This window comes from Bacteroidota bacterium (assembly GCA_016722375.1).
In the GTDB taxonomy this organism is placed as follows: Bacteria; Bacteroidota; Bacteroidia; order Chitinophagales; family LD1; genus Bog-950.
Genome location: JADKJG010000006.1, coordinates 306,609 through 322,351, shown reverse-complemented (window position 1 = coordinate 322,351; position 15,743 = coordinate 306,609). Strand labels below are relative to the sequence as shown.

17 protein-coding genes are annotated in these 15,743 nt (G+C 43.5%); 11 read left to right on the top strand and 6 right to left on the bottom strand.

Annotated features, from left to right (window positions below; translation table 11 throughout):
- Positions 1 to 124 precede the first annotated feature (124 nt).
- Positions 125 to 1,615 carry a histidine ammonia-lyase gene (gene hutH, locus IPP77_10645; GenBank protein ID MBL0310109.1) on the top strand — a complete coding sequence of 497 codons (1,491 nt, stop codon included), beginning with the start codon at positions 125 to 127 and terminating at the stop codon, positions 1,613 to 1,615.
- Between the two features lie 9 nt (positions 1,616 to 1,624).
- On the opposite strand, the gene IPP77_10640 is transcribed toward hutH, so the two are convergent.
- Together IPP77_10640 and IPP77_10635 are read right to left on the bottom strand one after the other, a co-directional pair.
- Positions 1,625 to 3,172 (bottom strand): T9SS type A sorting domain-containing protein, encoded by a 1,548-nt coding sequence (locus IPP77_10640; GenBank protein ID MBL0310108.1) that lies wholly within the window; start codon positions 3,170 to 3,172, stop codon positions 1,625 to 1,627.
- A 151-nt stretch (positions 3,173 to 3,323) separates the two neighbouring features.
- Positions 3,324 to 4,304 carry a hypothetical protein gene (locus IPP77_10635; GenBank protein MBL0310107.1) on the bottom strand — a complete coding sequence of 327 codons (981 nt, stop codon included), beginning with the start codon at positions 4,302 to 4,304 and terminating at the stop codon, positions 3,324 to 3,326.
- A gap of 764 nt (positions 4,305 to 5,068) precedes the next feature.
- Here IPP77_10635 and IPP77_10630 point away from each other — a divergent pair.
- The 6 genes from IPP77_10630 to IPP77_10605 all read left to right on the top strand — a co-directional run bounded on the left by IPP77_10630 (position 5,069) and on the right by IPP77_10605 (position 10,113).
- A complete protein-coding gene (locus IPP77_10630; protein MBL0310106.1) occupies positions 5,069 to 5,686 on the top strand; it encodes a fibronectin type III domain-containing protein in 618 nt (205 codons plus the stop codon).
- Positions 5,687 to 5,855: 169 nt separating this feature from the next.
- Complete coding sequence (gene atpB / locus IPP77_10625; protein MBL0310105.1) at positions 5,856 to 6,983, top strand: F0F1 ATP synthase subunit A; 1,128 nt, start codon at positions 5,856 to 5,858, stop codon at positions 6,981 to 6,983.
- Between the two features lie 38 nt (positions 6,984 to 7,021).
- Positions 7,022 to 7,273 carry an ATP synthase F0 subunit C gene (gene atpE, locus IPP77_10620; GenBank protein ID MBL0310104.1) on the top strand — a complete coding sequence of 84 codons (252 nt, stop codon included), beginning with the start codon at positions 7,022 to 7,024 and terminating at the stop codon, positions 7,271 to 7,273.
- Between the two features lie 122 nt (positions 7,274 to 7,395).
- Positions 7,396 to 7,890: a F0F1 ATP synthase subunit B gene (gene atpF, locus IPP77_10615; GenBank protein MBL0310103.1), complete on the top strand. Its 495-nt coding sequence runs from the start codon at positions 7,396 to 7,398 to the stop codon at positions 7,888 to 7,890.
- A gap of 68 nt (positions 7,891 to 7,958) precedes the next feature.
- On the top strand, positions 7,959 to 8,522 hold the full coding sequence (gene atpH, locus IPP77_10610) for an ATP synthase F1 subunit delta (GenBank protein ID MBL0310102.1): 564 nt from the start codon (positions 7,959 to 7,961) through the stop codon (positions 8,520 to 8,522).
- 88 nt (positions 8,523 to 8,610) lie between these two features.
- A complete protein-coding gene (locus IPP77_10605) occupies positions 8,611 to 10,113 on the top strand; it encodes a F0F1 ATP synthase subunit alpha (protein MBL0310101.1) in 1,503 nt (500 codons plus the stop codon).
- 137 nt (positions 10,114 to 10,250) lie between these two features.
- On the opposite strand, the gene IPP77_10600 is transcribed toward IPP77_10605, so the two are convergent.
- Both IPP77_10600 and IPP77_10595 read right to left on the bottom strand, forming a co-directional pair.
- Positions 10,251 to 10,607, bottom strand: coding sequence for a CoA-binding protein (locus IPP77_10600; GenBank protein ID MBL0310100.1), 357 nt, complete (start codon positions 10,605 to 10,607; stop codon positions 10,251 to 10,253).
- 99 nt (positions 10,608 to 10,706) lie between these two features.
- On the bottom strand, positions 10,707 to 11,678 hold the full coding sequence (locus IPP77_10595; protein ID MBL0310099.1) for a cytochrome c: 972 nt from the start codon (positions 11,676 to 11,678) through the stop codon (positions 10,707 to 10,709).
- Between the two features lie 154 nt (positions 11,679 to 11,832).
- Between IPP77_10595 and IPP77_10590 the strand changes: the two genes are divergently transcribed.
- Both IPP77_10590 and IPP77_10585 read left to right on the top strand, forming a co-directional pair.
- Entirely contained in the window at positions 11,833 to 13,104 is a 1,272-nt protein-coding gene (locus tag IPP77_10590; GenBank protein MBL0310098.1) for a serine hydroxymethyltransferase, read from the top strand.
- Entirely contained in the window at positions 13,097 to 13,666 is a 570-nt protein-coding gene (locus IPP77_10585; protein MBL0310097.1) for a hypothetical protein, read from the top strand. Before IPP77_10590 ends, IPP77_10585 begins: the two co-directional genes overlap by 8 nt.
- A 14-nt stretch (positions 13,667 to 13,680) precedes the next feature.
- Here the strand turns inward: IPP77_10585 and IPP77_10580 are convergent, their stop codons facing one another.
- Complete coding sequence (locus IPP77_10580) at positions 13,681 to 14,007, bottom strand: iron-sulfur cluster assembly accessory protein (GenBank protein ID MBL0310096.1); 327 nt, start codon at positions 14,005 to 14,007, stop codon at positions 13,681 to 13,683.
- Between the two features lie 71 nt (positions 14,008 to 14,078).
- On the opposite strand from IPP77_10580, the gene mce reads away from it, so the two are divergent.
- Positions 14,079 to 14,483 (top strand): methylmalonyl-CoA epimerase, encoded by a 405-nt coding sequence (gene mce / locus IPP77_10575; GenBank protein MBL0310095.1) that lies wholly within the window; start codon positions 14,079 to 14,081, stop codon positions 14,481 to 14,483.
- 20 nt (positions 14,484 to 14,503) lie between these two features.
- Entirely contained in the window at positions 14,504 to 15,208 is a 705-nt protein-coding gene (locus tag IPP77_10570; protein MBL0310094.1) for a noncanonical pyrimidine nucleotidase, YjjG family, read from the top strand.
- Between the two features lie 221 nt (positions 15,209 to 15,429).
- Here the strand turns inward: IPP77_10570 and IPP77_10565 are convergent, their stop codons facing one another.
- Positions 15,430 to 15,630, bottom strand: coding sequence for a hypothetical protein (locus tag IPP77_10565; GenBank protein ID MBL0310093.1), 201 nt, complete (start codon positions 15,628 to 15,630; stop codon positions 15,430 to 15,432).
- Positions 15,631 to 15,743: the final 113 nt, after the last annotated feature.

The following is a 15,743-nucleotide window of genomic DNA, read 5'->3' as shown; positions in this document are numbered from 1 at the left end:
TTACTTCATCCTCAAATCCATTCATCATGACCAGCGAGAAACGCCACCGGTTGATTGAGTCATGCGGCAGTATCTATCCTATATTGCCGAAGTATATGAATGAATTTCCCAAAGCCTTATAATTATGAATAGACCTACTTTCCCCGTTGGCAAAGAACTGACGCTTGACGACATTCGACTCTTTCTTGCTTCAGACATGAAGATAGAACTGACGGACGATTCGATCAAGAAAATTATTTCTTGCCGCCAATTTCTTGAACACAAAATCGCTGAACCTGGTGCGCGGTATTATGGTATCAACACCGGCTTTGGAGCCTTATGTGATAAAGAGATTCCGCCGGATCAATTAGAAGAGCTTCAAAAAAACTTAGTGATGAGCCACGCCTGCGGTATGGGTGATGAAGTGAAACCAGAAGTGGTGAAACTTATGATGCTGCTCAAAGTGAAGTCCTTGGCTTTAGGTCATTCGGGCATCACGATGAAAACCATTCAGCGGTTGATAGACTTATACAATCACGACATCCTACCGGTGGTTTGGGAAGTGGGTTCGCTCGGTGCCTCCGGTGATCTCGCTCCACTGGCACATCTCTCCCTGCCGCTGATTGGCAAAGGAATGGTTCGTTACAAAGGTGAGAAATTGGAGACCGGTATCGCCCTGAAAGATGCCGGACTTGAACCTATCCACCTCAAAGCCAAAGAGGGATTAGCCTTGCTCAACGGCACACAGTTTATGAGTGCATGGGGATGTTACTCCATCATCGAAGCCGAGCGCGTAGAAAAACTGGCAGACCTGACGGCAGCTATTTCGCTCGATGCTTTCTATGGTGAAATCACTCCTTTTCATCCGGCCATTCAAAAAGTGCGCAACCACAAAGGGCAAATTGAAAGCGCTGCCAATGTGCTCATGTTTTTGAAAGGAAGTGAAATTGCCGAACAGGCCAAGAACACTATGCAAGACCCCTACTCGTTCCGCTGTGTGCCACAAGTGCATGGAGCAGTGAAGTTTGCCATTGCACAGGTGCGCGAAGTATTTGAATGTGAAATCAACGCCGTGACCGATAACCCGCTCATCTTTGAAGAGGAAAATCTTATTCTCAGTGGCGGCAACTTTCACGGCGAACCGCTCGCTATCGCGCTCGATTATCTCGGCATTGCTATGAGTGAATTAGCCAGCATCTCTGAGCGAAGAACTTTTCAACTACTCAGTGGCAAGCGCAACCTTCCTAAATTTTTGATTGAAGACTCTGGCCTTCATTCCGGTTTGATGATTCCTCAATACACCGCCGCCGCCATTGTTTCGATGAATAAACAACTCGCCACCCCCGCCAGTGTGGACACCATCACCAGTAGCGATGGACAAGAAGACCATGTGAGCATGGGTGCCAATGCGGCTGTCAAAACCTACAAAATAGTTTACAACATCGAAAAGGTATTGGCCATCGAGTTCATGACGGCTATGCAGGCACTCGATTTCCGGCGACCGCTCAAAAGCTCACCTCTTATCGAAAAAATAAAAAGTGATTATCGCCACCTCGTACCCACGCTCACGCACGACCGGGTTCTCTACAACGACATTCAGATAACGGTAGATTTTATGCGAACGATGCGCTTATAAAAAAATGTTTTACTGCTTCACAAACTTCTGCTGATTGACAAAGTACATGCCCTGCGGCCATTGTGAAATGTCAATCTCTTTTCTTCCGTTTAATGTTCTTTCATGAAACATAAGCTCCCCTAATAAATTAGTGATAGTGATGTTTTCATTAGAACCGGAGGTGAGTATGGTCAAGGTGTTGTGTGCGGGATTGGGAAAAAGCCCCACCCCGCCCCTCCCCGAAGGGGAGGGAGAAACAGCCGTCGCCGTTGAAATAGTATTCGTTGTTGTATTGGTGACTACCGGTGCATTGAAATCAAAATAGATGTAGGCGGTGTTGCTGATGTTTGTGCCGATGGGCAGGTTGTCTTTCAACTTTACCTTGTATTGAATATAGCCATGACTCAATGGCTCATTCACATTGCTATCCGGTAAGTAGATATTCGGGAAGTTAAACTTCACAATGCCGCCTTCTAATATCTGTGTGATGTTCTCATGGCTATAAGCCAAGAGCTTGAAACTCGCCATATCAATATCGCTATCGAGCGTATCTATGATTTGAACATGAATCGCCGTATCGTTTCCTGTGTTTTGAAAGCGGATGGTGTAGGTGAGCCAGTCTTGTTCGGGTAATATATCTCCACTGGGATAAACGGCTTTATCATTAGGGTCGTAGGAAGTACGTACTTCAAAGCATTGAGTCAATACGTTGTTGGTTGGATTGTTGTCTCCGGTGGTTGGAGAAACTGAAACGGTAATGCAAATTTGCTGCCCTGCTTGTGCCGTAGTATCAGGTTGGATGATGATATTGAAATCCTTAGTAGAATTGACCGTAATGAAGTCGGCAATATTCCAGGTAGCGGAGTTGCTGCTTGAACTACTTGGCGTTAATGCACTCAGCGCTTGCGATACAAATTTAGCCGGACCGGTTATCGTAACATTGACAATACCGCTTACGCCACTGGCGCACGCACCCCCCAAAGCATTAGCCATATCTCCGGCTTTAATATTTACCATTTCATTCCATGCCGGACGAAAGCGATTGCCGACAATGCTCCATGCAGCTAAATCAAAGCCTGACTTACACTTAAAGCCAAAATTTATATTTTTCTTCAGCGAATCAAGAGCCGTAATATTTAATGTAGTATCCCCTGACCTGGGACATGCGAATGTAAAAGGCAGGCCGGTAGAATCTCCCGCTACGGTATAAGTCGATAAATCTGTATCAAAACTATAGTTGCTCATAAAATATCCGGACTGAACCAAATTGCCTGATTGGAACAGATTTAATTTCAACGAATGAAGATTTACTTCATTGATTTGTTGCACACAGTCATTGTTTGCATCCATGTAGATATTGCCTTGAATGTTCCACCCCAATGGACATCCGTTTGCATTGAATAAATTGCAAATTGGCATAGAATCAATCGCAGTTATAATTCCGGTATGTTCTATAGCTAAGGGGAAGCACTGAATACCAGTTCCTCTTATGGAGAAGTTATATTTTGAGCCTACATACTTTTTTAGCGAGGGCATACACTTGATCAGTGGATTTCCATCAATAATAAATTTGCTCATGGAATGGGTAAGGTCAGGTATTGCACTTAAGTTATGGTACGAGCAATTAAGCTCCGATAACGATGATGGGAGATTCGGTAAACTAGTTAGTCTATTATTTGAACAAGATAGGTGCCACAAGTACGAGATGGGAGGCAAACTCGTAATTTGATTAGAATCGCAATAGAGGGAAAACATCACTGGCAATGGCGGGAAGGGTTGTGAGAAAATTATTCTCACAGTAAAGATATCCTAATGAACCCGGAAGGGTGGGTAAGGTTTGCAGATTATTATGTGAACAGAATAGGGTTTCAAGAAACGGTAGTTGCCCTAGATTAGTGAGGTAGTTATAGCTGCAATCCAGGCTAATTAAGCTGAGTGGAAGCGGTGGTAGATTTGTGAGTTGATTGTCGCTACAATTCAAAAATTGTAATGAGTCAGGTAGCATCGCCGGTAGATTCATGAGAGGGTTGCTGCCGCAACTAAGTTCCTTTAAGGAGTTTGGCAAAGATGGTAAGATGGAGAGATGATTTAGCTCGCAATGCAATTCGGATAATGAATCAGGACAAAATGGTATAGTAGTTATTTGATTCCAACTGCAGTAAAGGGATATCAGGCCGTTAGGCAGCGTTCCTAGATTGACAAGCTGATTTTGAGAGCAAATTAAAAAAGTCAAGGTCGTGGGAAGTGGAGGTAAAGAAGTCAAAAGGTTATAACCACAATCGAAAAAATCCAAGGAAGAGGGAAGAGTAGGGAAATTTGAAAGTTGATTCTCGTAGCATCTTAAGGTTGTCAATGAATTTGGAAGATTTGGAAGGCTTGTTATTTCGTTAAATCGACAATCCAAATATTTCAATTGTGGGGGAAGAGATGGGAACCCCGTAATAGAATTATCGCTACAATCAAGAGAATCTAAGTTGTCAAAAAACTGTATCCCTTCTAAATTGGTTATCGCTTCCCAAGAAAAATTGATGGCTCTTGCTCCTACTATTCCAGCACACGTTGTATCCATCAAACTTCCATTGATACAACCGGGAAACTTCTGCTGCAAGAGAGCCGCAAAATTCGCGTCCGGTATCGTTACCCACTGCGCCTTCACTTCACCAAATCCAATCACCAAAAAACAAACAAGAGGGAGTAGTGCTTTCTTCATAGCGGGTAGTTTTATGGATTAAAGGTATGAAAAATCAGTCGAAAGCATCACTCTTTAAATAGATGCGCCACTTCAAAGCTATCGCGCACCACTTACATCCTAACACACGCTGCTTTCCTTTCATCCTTCCTTCATTTCTTCCTAAACCATCCTTCTTATCATTCAAGACTAATGGAATCCGGTCAAACTACAACGTCTTTGTTTCTATTTAATGCTGATTCTAAACAAACAGGTGTGCTTATCTGTCTAAGTATGGCATGTTAGGAGCTAAGTCACACCACTTACAAGCTAAGTTGTGTTGATTAGCTTGGAATAGCTTACAATTTCCTATAAATAGTAAACTATTATCTAAGAATCATAAACTGAATTATAATTAGAGTATACAGTTATTTAAGAAGAGTTTACCTTTTTATAAAAAAAATAAACGATTTCATTTTAACAGTACAATATTTTGTAAAAATGATACACGGTTTTTATAAAATAGCATACTATTTTTATGAAATCGTATAAGATTAGATATGAAAGCCTACAATGCAGTGCTTAAAAAGCAACATTTAGCCCCGTTTCGCGTAGAAATAGAAGGAAAGGCTTGTTTTTAAATCAACCATTCAGTACATTTGTTAAGGAAATCAAGTAGAACGAAAGGCAATCAGCAAGAAATAGAACTGGAAAAAGACAAAATAAAAAAGAAGAAATTCATCAGAGCAGCGAAGAAGCGTAGGATAGCTTGGATGCGGCATGAAACAGATTAAAACGAGGAGTATATGGCAAAAGTAAAATTAGGGTTCTATGGGCTTACGGTGCCGGAACAATCGCTAAGGTTGATACATATCATTAAAGAGATGACCGGGAACGTGAACTTCCCCAACCCATCGCCCACCCTGGCGGTGATGTTGCAGGCAGCAAGAGATTTGTCGAAGGCGTATGAAATGTCGCGCAACCGCGATAAAGAGCAAGTAGCGATTATGAATTTGCGACGCGCCGAATTGCTGGAACTGGTGCGGCAACTGGGGGCTTATGTACAGATGGCCTCTATGGGCGATGTGGAAAAGATATTGAGCAGTGGGTTTGGTGTGGCAGAGCTACCGGCGGCTCGTCCACCGGTAGCTCAGGTGCAGAAAATACGTGTTCGGCAATGGAGTTCTCTAGGAAGTCTGCGTGCTATCTGGGGCAAGGTGACCGCCGCAGAGGCTTATGAAGTGCAGCTTTCGGACAGCGGACCGGAGGACAAGTTTTTCAAACATTACATTACGGTGATTGGCAGTCGCCTCACAATAAAAGACTTGGTGCCTGGAAAAATTTATTGGGTTCGCGTTCGCGCCGTAGGGCGCAGAGGCGCTGGTTTGTGGAGCAACGTTTCGGTGCAGACGGCGAGTATCTAACCGGTTCTTATAAACTACAAAAGTTTTAGAAACTTTTGTAGTTTCAAATTTCATTGGATGATATTAGGATATATTCTCCTCCTCTGATTGGCAAATTCCCCTTCTTTTTCCTCGCAATCTTTCCTCAATTCATGGATTCTTTTATGTTTGCACCCGCTTTTGAAAAGCTATGATGATTTCAAACAAAAACACGATCCTTAAATCTGCTTTAACAGCTCTTTTTCTTGCTGTTTTCACCTTCCTTTCTCCCTCGGTCTTTGCTGGCGAAGAAACGAGTCATGACCACGCCGCATCAGAGGAGAAGTTTAATTCAGGCAAGCTGATTCTTGAACACATTTCAGATGCGCACGACTGGCATATCATGGGCGAAGGCGAGCAGGCAGTTTCTATCCCCCTTCCGGTCATATTATATACCGCGGAAAAAGGTCTGGATATGTTCATGTCCGGCAAATTTGAGCACGGACATGCCACCGTTCAGGGAAAATACAACTATAGATTAGATGAGAATAATCATATCCTTATTGTAAACGAAGCGGGTGAAAAGGACGAAGCCGCTATGGCCGGTCTTTATGATATTTCGATTACCAAGAATGTGGCTTCGCTTTTTTTCAGTGTGGCTTTGTTGCTCTTTGTTTTCTTATCTATCGCCTCTGCGTATAAGAGAAACCCGAACAAAGCGCCCAGTGGTTTGCAGTCTTTCATGGAGCCTTTGATTGTTTTTATTCGCGATGAAGTGGCTATCCCGAGTATTGGCAAACACAAGTACGAAAAATTCATGCCCTATCTGCTGACGGTTTTCTTCTTTATATGGATCAACAATATGTTGGGAATCATTCCGGTGATACCCGGCGGAGCCAACCTGACGGGCAATATAGCCGTGACTGGTCTGCTGGCGGTCTTCACCTTCGTGATAACCACTCTGAACGGAAACAAGCACTACTGGCACCATATCTTTGCCATGCCGGGCGTTCCTAAATGGGTCTTAATTATTTTGACACCCATCGAAATTATGGGCATTTTTCTTCGTCCCTTTGTATTGATGATCCGATTGTTTGCCAACATTCTGGCGGGCCATATCATCGCCCTGTCTTTCTTATGCCTCATCTTTATTTTTGGTGAAATGCACACCGGGCTAGGATTCGGCGTAGGCATTGTGTCGGTGCTTTTCAATGTATTTATGGGTTTGATGGAAATACTGGTCGCCTTGATTCAGGCCTATGTATTTACCCTGCTTTCGGCCTTCTATTTTGGCGCGGCCGTAGAGCAGTCACATAATCATAAAGAATCCATCGTTTAATTGTATTTATTCATTCATTCATTATAAAACCAAACATCATGCTTAACACAGTTTTATTAGAAGTAGCTAACCTCGGAATAGGTTACGGTATTGCCGCTTTGGGCGCCGGAATCGCCGCCTTGGGTGCAGGAGTTGGTATCGGTCAAATCGGTAAAGGCGCGGTAGAGGCAATTGCCCGCCAGCCTGAAGCGTCGAACGATATCCGCGCCAACATGATTCTGACCGCCGCTTTGGTGGAAGGAGCTGCCTTCTTCGCAATGGTCGTAGGTCTGCTTGTTGTTTTCAAGTAAGACCAAAACTTATCCGGGAGCAAAGACGGTTGGTCGCGCTCCCGGATTTTTTTAACAAGATGAATGGAATGTCTGTACTGTTTTTGTCTAATTACTAAATACTATCTACTAAATACTTTCTCATGGATCTCGTAAAACCGGCAATAGGATTGATCTTCTGGATGGTGATCAGTTTCAGCCTCCTGCTCTTTATCCTGACCAAATTTGCATGGAAACCTATCCTTAATATGATTAAGGAACGGGAACATACCATCGAAAACTCTCTGAACGAAGCCAACAAGGCGCGGGCAGAAATGGCGCATTTAGTCGCTAAGAATGAAGACCTGCTCAATCAGGCCAAAGAAGAAAGAAACAAAATTCTTCACGATGCCAAAGAGGCGGCTGAAAGAGTGAAAGCCGACATCATGAACACCGCACAGAAACAGGCGGAGGAAAAGATTCAAATGGCATTTCGTGAAATTGAGATTCAAAAGAAAGCTGCTATTACCGAAGTGAAAAACACCGTAGGACTGATGGCTCTGGAGATTGCAGAAAAGGTGATTCGCAAAGAGTTGAAGAGCAGCAACGAACAAACCGAATTCGTCAACAAACTGGCTAAAGAAGCTAACTTAAACTAGATAATCAGACAGAAGACTTTAGACATAAGATAGACTTGTGTCTTGATTCTTGGTTCTAAATAAAGAAAATGAGTTCCTACAGAATAGCTACCCGGTACGCTAAATCACTTCTCCAACTGGCCGATGAAAAAGGACAGGTGGATGAGGTGTTTCAAACGATGAAATCGCTGGATAAAATCTTTGAAGAAAATAGGGATTTGAAGTTGATGTTCAAAAGCCCGATCATTCCAACAGATCGGAAACTTACCGTAGTAAAACTTTTGTTTGAAGCAAAAATCAATTCGATGGTTTTCCAGTTTCTCAACCTGATGATAAAGAAGGGAAGAGAATCTTATTTCCACGAGATGGTGGGTTCTTTCATCATTCAGTATAACAAGCTGAAACATATCACGCCCGTAAAACTGACTTCGGCCATCAAGTTGGATGCCGGATTGGTAGCTAATATGATCGCTGCGTTGAAAAAGAGAGAAAAGCTGGATGAAATTCAATTGAAGGAAGTGATAGACGAAAGCCTGATTGGAGGTTTTGTTCTGGAATATGACGGCAAGATGATTGACTCCAGTGTGAGCAGAAGTTTAAGAGGATTGAATAGCATAGTAAGAGACGATTCGTATATCAAGAAGTATTATTAGTAGGCGGTCAACGGATGGCGGTTAGCAGGAAATACCTTCCTACCGCTAACTGTGAACAACCGAATAAATAAATAAAACAACAAACAACATGGCAGATATAAAACCGGATGAAATATCATCCATCCTCCGCGAGCAGCTTTCAGGATTTAAAAGCGCCGCAGAATTAGAGGAAGTAGGAAGCGTATTGCAGGTGGGTGACGGAATCGCCCGCGTGTATGGATTGACCAATGCCCAAGCGGGTGAACTGGTGCAGTTCAACAATGGCATCCGTGCGATTGTCTTGAACCTGGAAGAAGATAACGTAGGGGTGGTATTGATGGGTTCCTCTGAGCAAATCAAAGAAGGCGATACGGTGAAGAGAACCGGTATGATCGCTTCGATTAAAGTAGGCGAAGGCTTGGTAGGCCGGGTAGTCAATACTTTAGGCGAACCTATTGATGGCAAAGGACCGGTAAGCGGCACTTTGTATGATATGCCTTTAGAAAGAAAAGCTCCGGGTGTTATTTATCGTCAACCGGTGAATGAACCGCTGCAAACCGGTATCAAGGCGATTGACGCGATGATTCCGATTGGTCGTGGACAGCGAGAGTTGATTATCGGTGACCGTCAGGTGGGTAAAACTGCTGTGGCGATTGATACGATTATCAATCAGAAAGAATTTTATGATAAAGGAGAACCGGTTTACTGTATCTATGTAGCCTGTGGACAAAAATCATCTACCGTGGCTCGTGTGGTGAAAACACTTCAGGATCATGGTGCTATGGCCTATACCACGGTGGTATCGGCTTCTGCTGCTGACCCGGCTCCACTTCAGTTTTATGCTCCCTTCGCAGGTTGCGCCATCGGCGAATTTTTCCGCGACACAGGTCGCCCGGCATTGATTGTCTATGATGATTTGAGTAAGCAAGCGGTGGCTTACCGCGAGGTGTCCCTGCTGTTGAAACGCCCTCCGGGTCGTGAGGCTTATCCCGGTGATGTATTCTATCTGCACAGTCGTCTTTTGGAAAGAGCTGCAAAGATCAATGCCAATCAGGAAGTAGCGATTGGTATGAATGATATTCCTGAATCTATCCGCTCTCTTGTGAAGGGAGGAGGCTCTCTTACTGCGCTTCCTATCATTGAAACACAAGCCGGTGACGTATCGGCTTATATCCCAACCAACGTAATTTCGATTACCGACGGACAGATATTCTTAGAGTCGAACCTTTTCAACGCCGGTATCCGTCCTGCCATCAACGTAGGTATCTCGGTATCGCGTGTGGGAGGTAATGCACAAACCAAGTCCATGAAGAAAGTGGCGGGTACGTTGAAGCTCGACCAGGCTCAATACCGTGAGTTGGAAGCCTTCTCTAAATTCGGTTCTGATCTGGATCCAGCTACGAAAGCCATCTTGGACAAAGGTGCCCGCAACGTGGAAATTCTAAAGCAAGCACAGTTCTCGCCTTTCACCGTTGAAAAGCAAGTGGCTATTCTTTATGTGGGTGCCAAGAACCTAGCTGGAACAGTACCACTCAATAAAATGAAGGAATTTGAAAAGGATTACCTCACCCAGTTGGAAGCTCGTTTCCCCGACACGCTAGAGTATCGTTGAAGTTCTCTCGCGCATAAATCAGACATTCCAAGTTTTAGAAACTTGGAATGTCTTTAAATAACAAGCCCCGTTCAGATAGCTATCTGAACGGGGCTTGTTTGTTTTGGATGGGGTATCTGTTTCTGTGGATCAAATATTCAATACTGCCCTGTATTCAACAGCACCAAAGTACAGGCAATCTCGGTGAGGATTCCTTTTTCTTCAGCCATCTTCCGCAAGGTTTCATTTTCGGCACCCGGATTGAAGATGATTCGGCGCGGCTGAGCATTTAATATCTGGTCGTAATATTTTTCCTGATGAAGAGGATTGAGATAGAGGGTAATAGTATCTATATCCTTCACTGGTGGGAAATCATGAACGATAGGAACATCGCCCACGCTTCCTTCACTTTTGCCTACTGCCACTACTTCATGACCTTTAGAACGAAGTAACTGGGTAGCCATAAAAGAATAGCGCGCGGAGTTGGTCGAAGCACCAAGAACTAATGTTTTCATTTGACGAAGATAGGACACTGAGTATCATTATTGTCATGATACAGATGATTTAACTCATTCTAATGATGACCCGCACAAAGAATCAGCAGTCTATTTTATTTAATCTTCCGCCCATTTCCGGTCCACCTTGTTCTTAATAGCCGGAACCGTTTCAAGATATTTCCAAATAGCGTCTATTTCTAAATTGGTCATACCGTTATAAGGCAGCATAGGCTCGCGCAAAGTATGTCCGCTTTTATTTTTTGAATGAAGCATGGCATTGGCAAAATCTTCCTTAGTCCAACTACCGATACCGGTGGCTTCATCTGGAGTGATGTTGGCCGTGAAGCGCTCTTTCCCATCTAAACTCATCATCCTGTTGCCACCACCTAGATAACCTTCGCTTTTTTCTGGGTAGGTCATGTTCATGGTTTTAAAGTCTCTGGAATGGCAGGGATAACAATCATAACGACCGGTGACCAAATATTTTCCGAGTGCGGGCAAATCATTCGTATCCGGCTCAGGAATAGGTGCGAAGGGATAAGGGATTTTTTTGAATGTCGGTACCATGTTCGTCAGGAACTTGACCAGAAACGATGGCTTGCTTTGTACCTTGGGTATTTCTGAGGCTTGAACATAATTGATATTGGAATGGAGAAACACCAAAACACTCTTCAAATCATATTCGCTCAGGTGAGGGAACTTGGGCATGTAGGGAGGCAGGAATTGTCCGTCGGGCTTGACACCGGTGCGCAGCAGATAAGCTATTTGAGCATCTGTCCATTTCCCAATTCCATGTTCCTTGCTCTGCGTGATATTTGCAGAATGTATTTCGCCAAAATCGGGGGGTAATTCTTGTAACAGTCGTCCCGAAAGTTTTCCGTCGCTGCCTCGATGGCACACAACACATTGAACCGCCGCAATTTTCTCTCCGTTCATCAGCATGGCAGAATCAAAAGGTACCTGAGGGAAATCAATTTCCTCTACATCATATTTCGGAACACCGCGCACTTCAATAAATCCAATAAAGCTAATAGCCAAAGCTGAAACTATAACAACCATATAAAGAAGAATTCGAAATGCTTTTTTCATAAAGGAGTTTTTTGAGGGTTAATAAATGAAGGGTTCATTTAGGATGATGCTGTAAAATAAAAACCAATTTGTCAGAAAAGGAAATATCCAAGTGAATATTATTTGAATCCGAGATTAAAATTCAAGGTTTATTTTAGCGCGCAAAACGAAAAAGATGAACAGAGACCAACCGATTTTTGACTTGATAAAGAAGGAACTTGGAAGACAGCGTGAAGGCATTGAATTGATTGCTTCCGAAAACTTTACCTCTGCTCAAGTGATGGAGGCTATGGGGACCTGCCTGACGAATAAATATGCAGAGGGTTTGCCCGGCAAAAGATATTACGGTGGCTGTCAGTTTGTGGATGAGGTGGAGAATCTCGCTATCGAACGTCTGAAGAAATTGTTTGGTGCCGCATGGGCCAATGTGCAGCCGCACTCCGGTGCACAAGCCAATGCAGCGGTAATGCTCGGATGTTTGAAAGCGGGAGATAAAATTCTTGGATTCAATCTGTCGCATGGTGGTCACCTTACGCATGGTTCGCCGGTCAATTTCTCCGGCAAGCTATACGTCCCCTCCTTTTATGGAGTGGAGAAAGAAACCGGCCTGATAGACATGAACAAGGTGCGCGAAATCGCACAAAAGGAAAAGCCAAAACTCATCATCTGTGGTGCTTCTGCCTATTCGCGCGAATGGGATTACAAGACCTTCCGCGCCATAGCAGATGAAGTGGGGGCATTGCTTCTGGCTGACATCGCGCATCCTGCCGGTATGATTGCGGCAGGATTATTGGATAATGCCTTGCCACATTGCCATATTGTTACTTCTACCACACATAAGACTCTTCGCGGGCCGAGAGGAGGTGTGGTGATGATGGGAAAAGATTTTGAAAATCCTTGGGGCGATAAAACCCCGAAAGGAGAAGTGAAGATGATGAGTGCTATTTTGGATAGTGCGGTGTTCCCCGGCACTCAAGGCGGACCTTTAGAGCATGTTATAGCTGCTAAAGCAGTTGCCTTTGGCGAGGCACTGACCGATGAATTTAAAACCTACCAGAAACAGGTGAAGATAAACGCACAGGCCTTAGCGAAGGCAATGGTGGATAAAGGATATGGAGTGATTTCTGGTGGAACAGATAACCACCTGATGTTGATTGACTTGCGCAGCAAGAATGTGACCGGAAAGCTGATAGAAAACGCATTGGTGAAAGCCGATATTACCTGTAACAAGAACATGGTTCCCTTTGATGATAAATCACCTTTTGTTACCTCCGGCATTCGTCTGGGGACTCCGGCGGTTACTACTCGCGGCATGAAAGAAAATGACATGGAACAAATTTCGGCCTGGATTGACCGCGTGGTGATGGCTCCCGAGAATGAAGATGTACTCAAGAAGGTGAAAGGCGAAGTGAATGAGTATATGAAGCAGTTCCCGCTGTATGCATAGCAGTTTAACTGTTCACCGTTGTTTGCCTTATATCGTTCGTCATTCGATGTGCATCATTCGGTGTTCGTTATTGTTTCTTCCATCCTTTATTCTCTCATTTACTTCTTCACATCTTTCTGCCGCAGATACCGACCCGCTTTATTGGCAGGCGGAGGAAAACCTTCGAAATCATCAATACGATTCGGCGGTTTATTATTTCTCTGAAATCATTGCCCGTCATCCTTCAAAAAAGGAGGGCTATTTCAACCGGGGGCTGGCCTTTTATCATTCTGCTCGCTTTCAGGAAGCTATTTCAGACTTTGATGAATGTCTGCTGATGGATAGTTCTTTTCTGGATGCACAATATATGAAGGCTATTACGTTAGAGAAGAGTGGCGACCTGGAAAAGGCCATTTCCGAATTTGAAAAACTCGGTACTTATAAAGAAGCAGATAAACGAATCAAAAACTATCGTTTCAGCGTATACTTAAGTGAAAACTGGTATTATATGATAGCCATCCTGCTTTTGGTGATTATTTTTCTGGCCGTAGCAGCCAGAACGTTTTCCTACAAAGAATGGTAGAGAAAGCGTGAGCGTTAAACGGCAAAACTATCGCCGCAAGCGCAACTGCGCGAGGCATTTGGGTTTTTAAATTCAAACCCTTTTCCGTTCAAGCCATCTGAGAAATCTAAAGTCGTATTGCAGACATAGAGGAAAGACCGCAGGTCGGTGACCAACTTCACTCCCTTGTCTTCAAATTGCTGGTCGTCTGAATTCAGTTTGTTATCGAAATCCATTTTGTAGGAAAGCCCCGAGCAACCACCGCCCTGAACAGAAACGCGGATAAAATGATCTGTGGTCATTTTCTGTTCGTGCATGATTTCTTCAATCTTCTTCTTGGCATTATCTGATACAAATAGCATACTGATTATTTTTGGTGCTGCAAATTTACATCAATAATCATTCCTTTGTCTTTATTAAGACAAATTGACAGATGCTCAAGATAGAACACATAGGAATAGCGGTGAAAGATTTAGAGGCTTCCAACACTCTTTTTGCTAAACTTTTCGGAAAGCCACACTACAAAATAGAACCGGTGGTTAGTGAACACGTAAACACTTCTTTCTTCGAAATCGGTGAATCGAAAATAGAGTTGCTCCATGCCACTTCCCCAGATAGCGCTATCGCAAAGTTCATTGAAAAGAAAGGTGAAGGAATTCATCACATTGCTTTTGCAGTAGAGAATATTGAAAAGGAAGTGGAACGATTGAAAGCAGAAGGTTTTCAGGCCATTTCAGAAAAACCGAAGCGTGGAGCGGATAATAAACTCGTGTTTTTCTTTCATCCAAAATCAACCAACGGAGTGCTGATTGAACTCTGTCAGGAGATCAGTGAATAAGACGAAAAGAGGATGAAATGATGGAGGAACTAAAAACCTATAGGCACATATTCTTTGATCTCGATCATACGCTTTGGGATTTTGAAACCAATTCGCGATTGGTGTTGGAAAAAATGTTCGGGGATAATAAACTGGAGGAGAAAGGAGCGCCTTCATTTGAAGAATTCCATAAAAGATATGTGCGCATCAACGATACTTACTGGGCGCGCTATCACAATGGGATTGTATCTAAGGAAAAATTGCGTCATGGAAGATTTTATGACACGCTGAAAGAATTTGGAATCAGAGATGCAGCACTGGCAGAGATTTTGGCAGACACCTATCAGTCCCTCAGCCCCAGAATGACGGCGCTGTTTCCTGATGCACTTGAAGTGTTAAAGTATTTGCAAGGGAAATATGCACTTCATCTCATCACCAATGGTTTTGCAGAAGTGCAGTGGATTAAAATTGAACATTCAGGTCTCAAACCTTTTTTTGAGCACATCATTATTTCGGAAGAAGTAGGAACACAAAAGCCGGATAAACAGATCTTTGATTTGGCAGTGAAACGAGCCAATACGACCGCCTATGAAAGCATCATGGTGGGCGATAATTATAATACCGACATAGTAGGCGCTCGAAACGCCGGACTGGATCAGGTGTTTTTCAATCCAAGAAAACAACGAAAAAGAGAACCCGTGACTTTTGAAATCACCCAACTCGCAGAGCTAAAGGGAATTCTTTGAAACAGAACTGAAGTATCTCTATCTAACTTCGTCATATCGGCTTCTCAATTCCTGAATGCAAGCATAGGATGACCTTGTGTATTGAACAAACTACAAAAGTCTTAAAGACTTTTGTAGTTTAAAAAGAAGGCAGACTTTAGAAATCAGATTGAATGATTTGCAAACGGCATCCCAATCTTCGCGGTGATTGGTGTCTAGCATTTCATAAAAATTGAATTATTTTATGCGTCACCAACCCTCACAAAGCCGGGTGGTGAAAAGAATAAGATTCCTCCTTCGTCGGAATGACAACCCTCTGAAGGCTTGTCATTCTGAACGTAGGCTCTGCGAAGTGAAGCATCTTGTATTTCATTTCCCATTTCCTCCAAAAATAATCGCGCTTCCACCACAGCCGAGTGCATTGATGCGAGAGGTGAGTGCATTTAATTCAGCAATTAGCGCATCTGGCCATGAGGCGTATGCACTAAACTAGGAGATTAGTGCAGTTGGCCATGCGGCGTGTGCGCAAACTGTCGGAATCAATGCGCTTGGCCGA

Bases quoted from the DNA above. Each gene is read 5' to 3' on its own strand.
- IPP77_10590 (MBL0310098.1), top strand. From the start codon at position 11,833: ATGAACAGAGACCAACCGATTTTTGACTTGATAAAGAAGGAACTTGGA.
- IPP77_10565 (MBL0310093.1), bottom strand. From the start codon at position 15,630: ATGCACTCACCTCTCGCATCAATGCACTCGGCTGTGGTGGAAGCGCGA.
- atpF (MBL0310103.1), top strand. From the start codon at position 7,396: ATGGATCTCGTAAAACCGGCAATAGGATTGATCTTCTGGATGGTGATC.
- atpH (MBL0310102.1), top strand. From the start codon at position 7,959: ATGAGTTCCTACAGAATAGCTACCCGGTACGCTAAATCACTTCTCCAA.
- IPP77_10600 (MBL0310100.1), bottom strand. From the start codon at position 10,607: ATGAAAACATTAGTTCTTGGTGCTTCGACCAACTCCGCGCGCTATTCT.
- IPP77_10605 (MBL0310101.1), top strand. From the start codon at position 8,611: ATGGCAGATATAAAACCGGATGAAATATCATCCATCCTCCGCGAGCAG.
- IPP77_10580 (MBL0310096.1), bottom strand. From the start codon at position 14,007: ATGCTATTTGTATCAGATAATGCCAAGAAGAAGATTGAAGAAATCATG.
- IPP77_10570 (MBL0310094.1), top strand. From the start codon at position 14,504: ATGGAGGAACTAAAAACCTATAGGCACATATTCTTTGATCTCGATCAT.
- IPP77_10630 (MBL0310106.1), top strand. From the start codon at position 5,069: ATGGCAAAAGTAAAATTAGGGTTCTATGGGCTTACGGTGCCGGAACAA.
- IPP77_10585 (MBL0310097.1), top strand. From the start codon at position 13,097: ATGCATAGCAGTTTAACTGTTCACCGTTGTTTGCCTTATATCGTTCGT.
- hutH (MBL0310109.1), top strand. From the start codon at position 125: ATGAATAGACCTACTTTCCCCGTTGGCAAAGAACTGACGCTTGACGAC.
- atpE (MBL0310104.1), top strand. From the start codon at position 7,022: ATGCTTAACACAGTTTTATTAGAAGTAGCTAACCTCGGAATAGGTTAC.
- IPP77_10640 (MBL0310108.1), bottom strand. From the start codon at position 3,172: ATGAGCAAATTTATTATTGATGGAAATCCACTGATCAAGTGTATGCCC.
- IPP77_10635 (MBL0310107.1), bottom strand. From the start codon at position 4,304: ATGAAGAAAGCACTACTCCCTCTTGTTTGTTTTTTGGTGATTGGATTT.
- IPP77_10595 (MBL0310099.1), bottom strand. From the start codon at position 11,678: ATGAAAAAAGCATTTCGAATTCTTCTTTATATGGTTGTTATAGTTTCA.
- atpB (MBL0310105.1), top strand. From the start codon at position 5,856: ATGATGATTTCAAACAAAAACACGATCCTTAAATCTGCTTTAACAGCT.
- mce (MBL0310095.1), top strand. From the start codon at position 14,079: ATGCTCAAGATAGAACACATAGGAATAGCGGTGAAAGATTTAGAGGCT.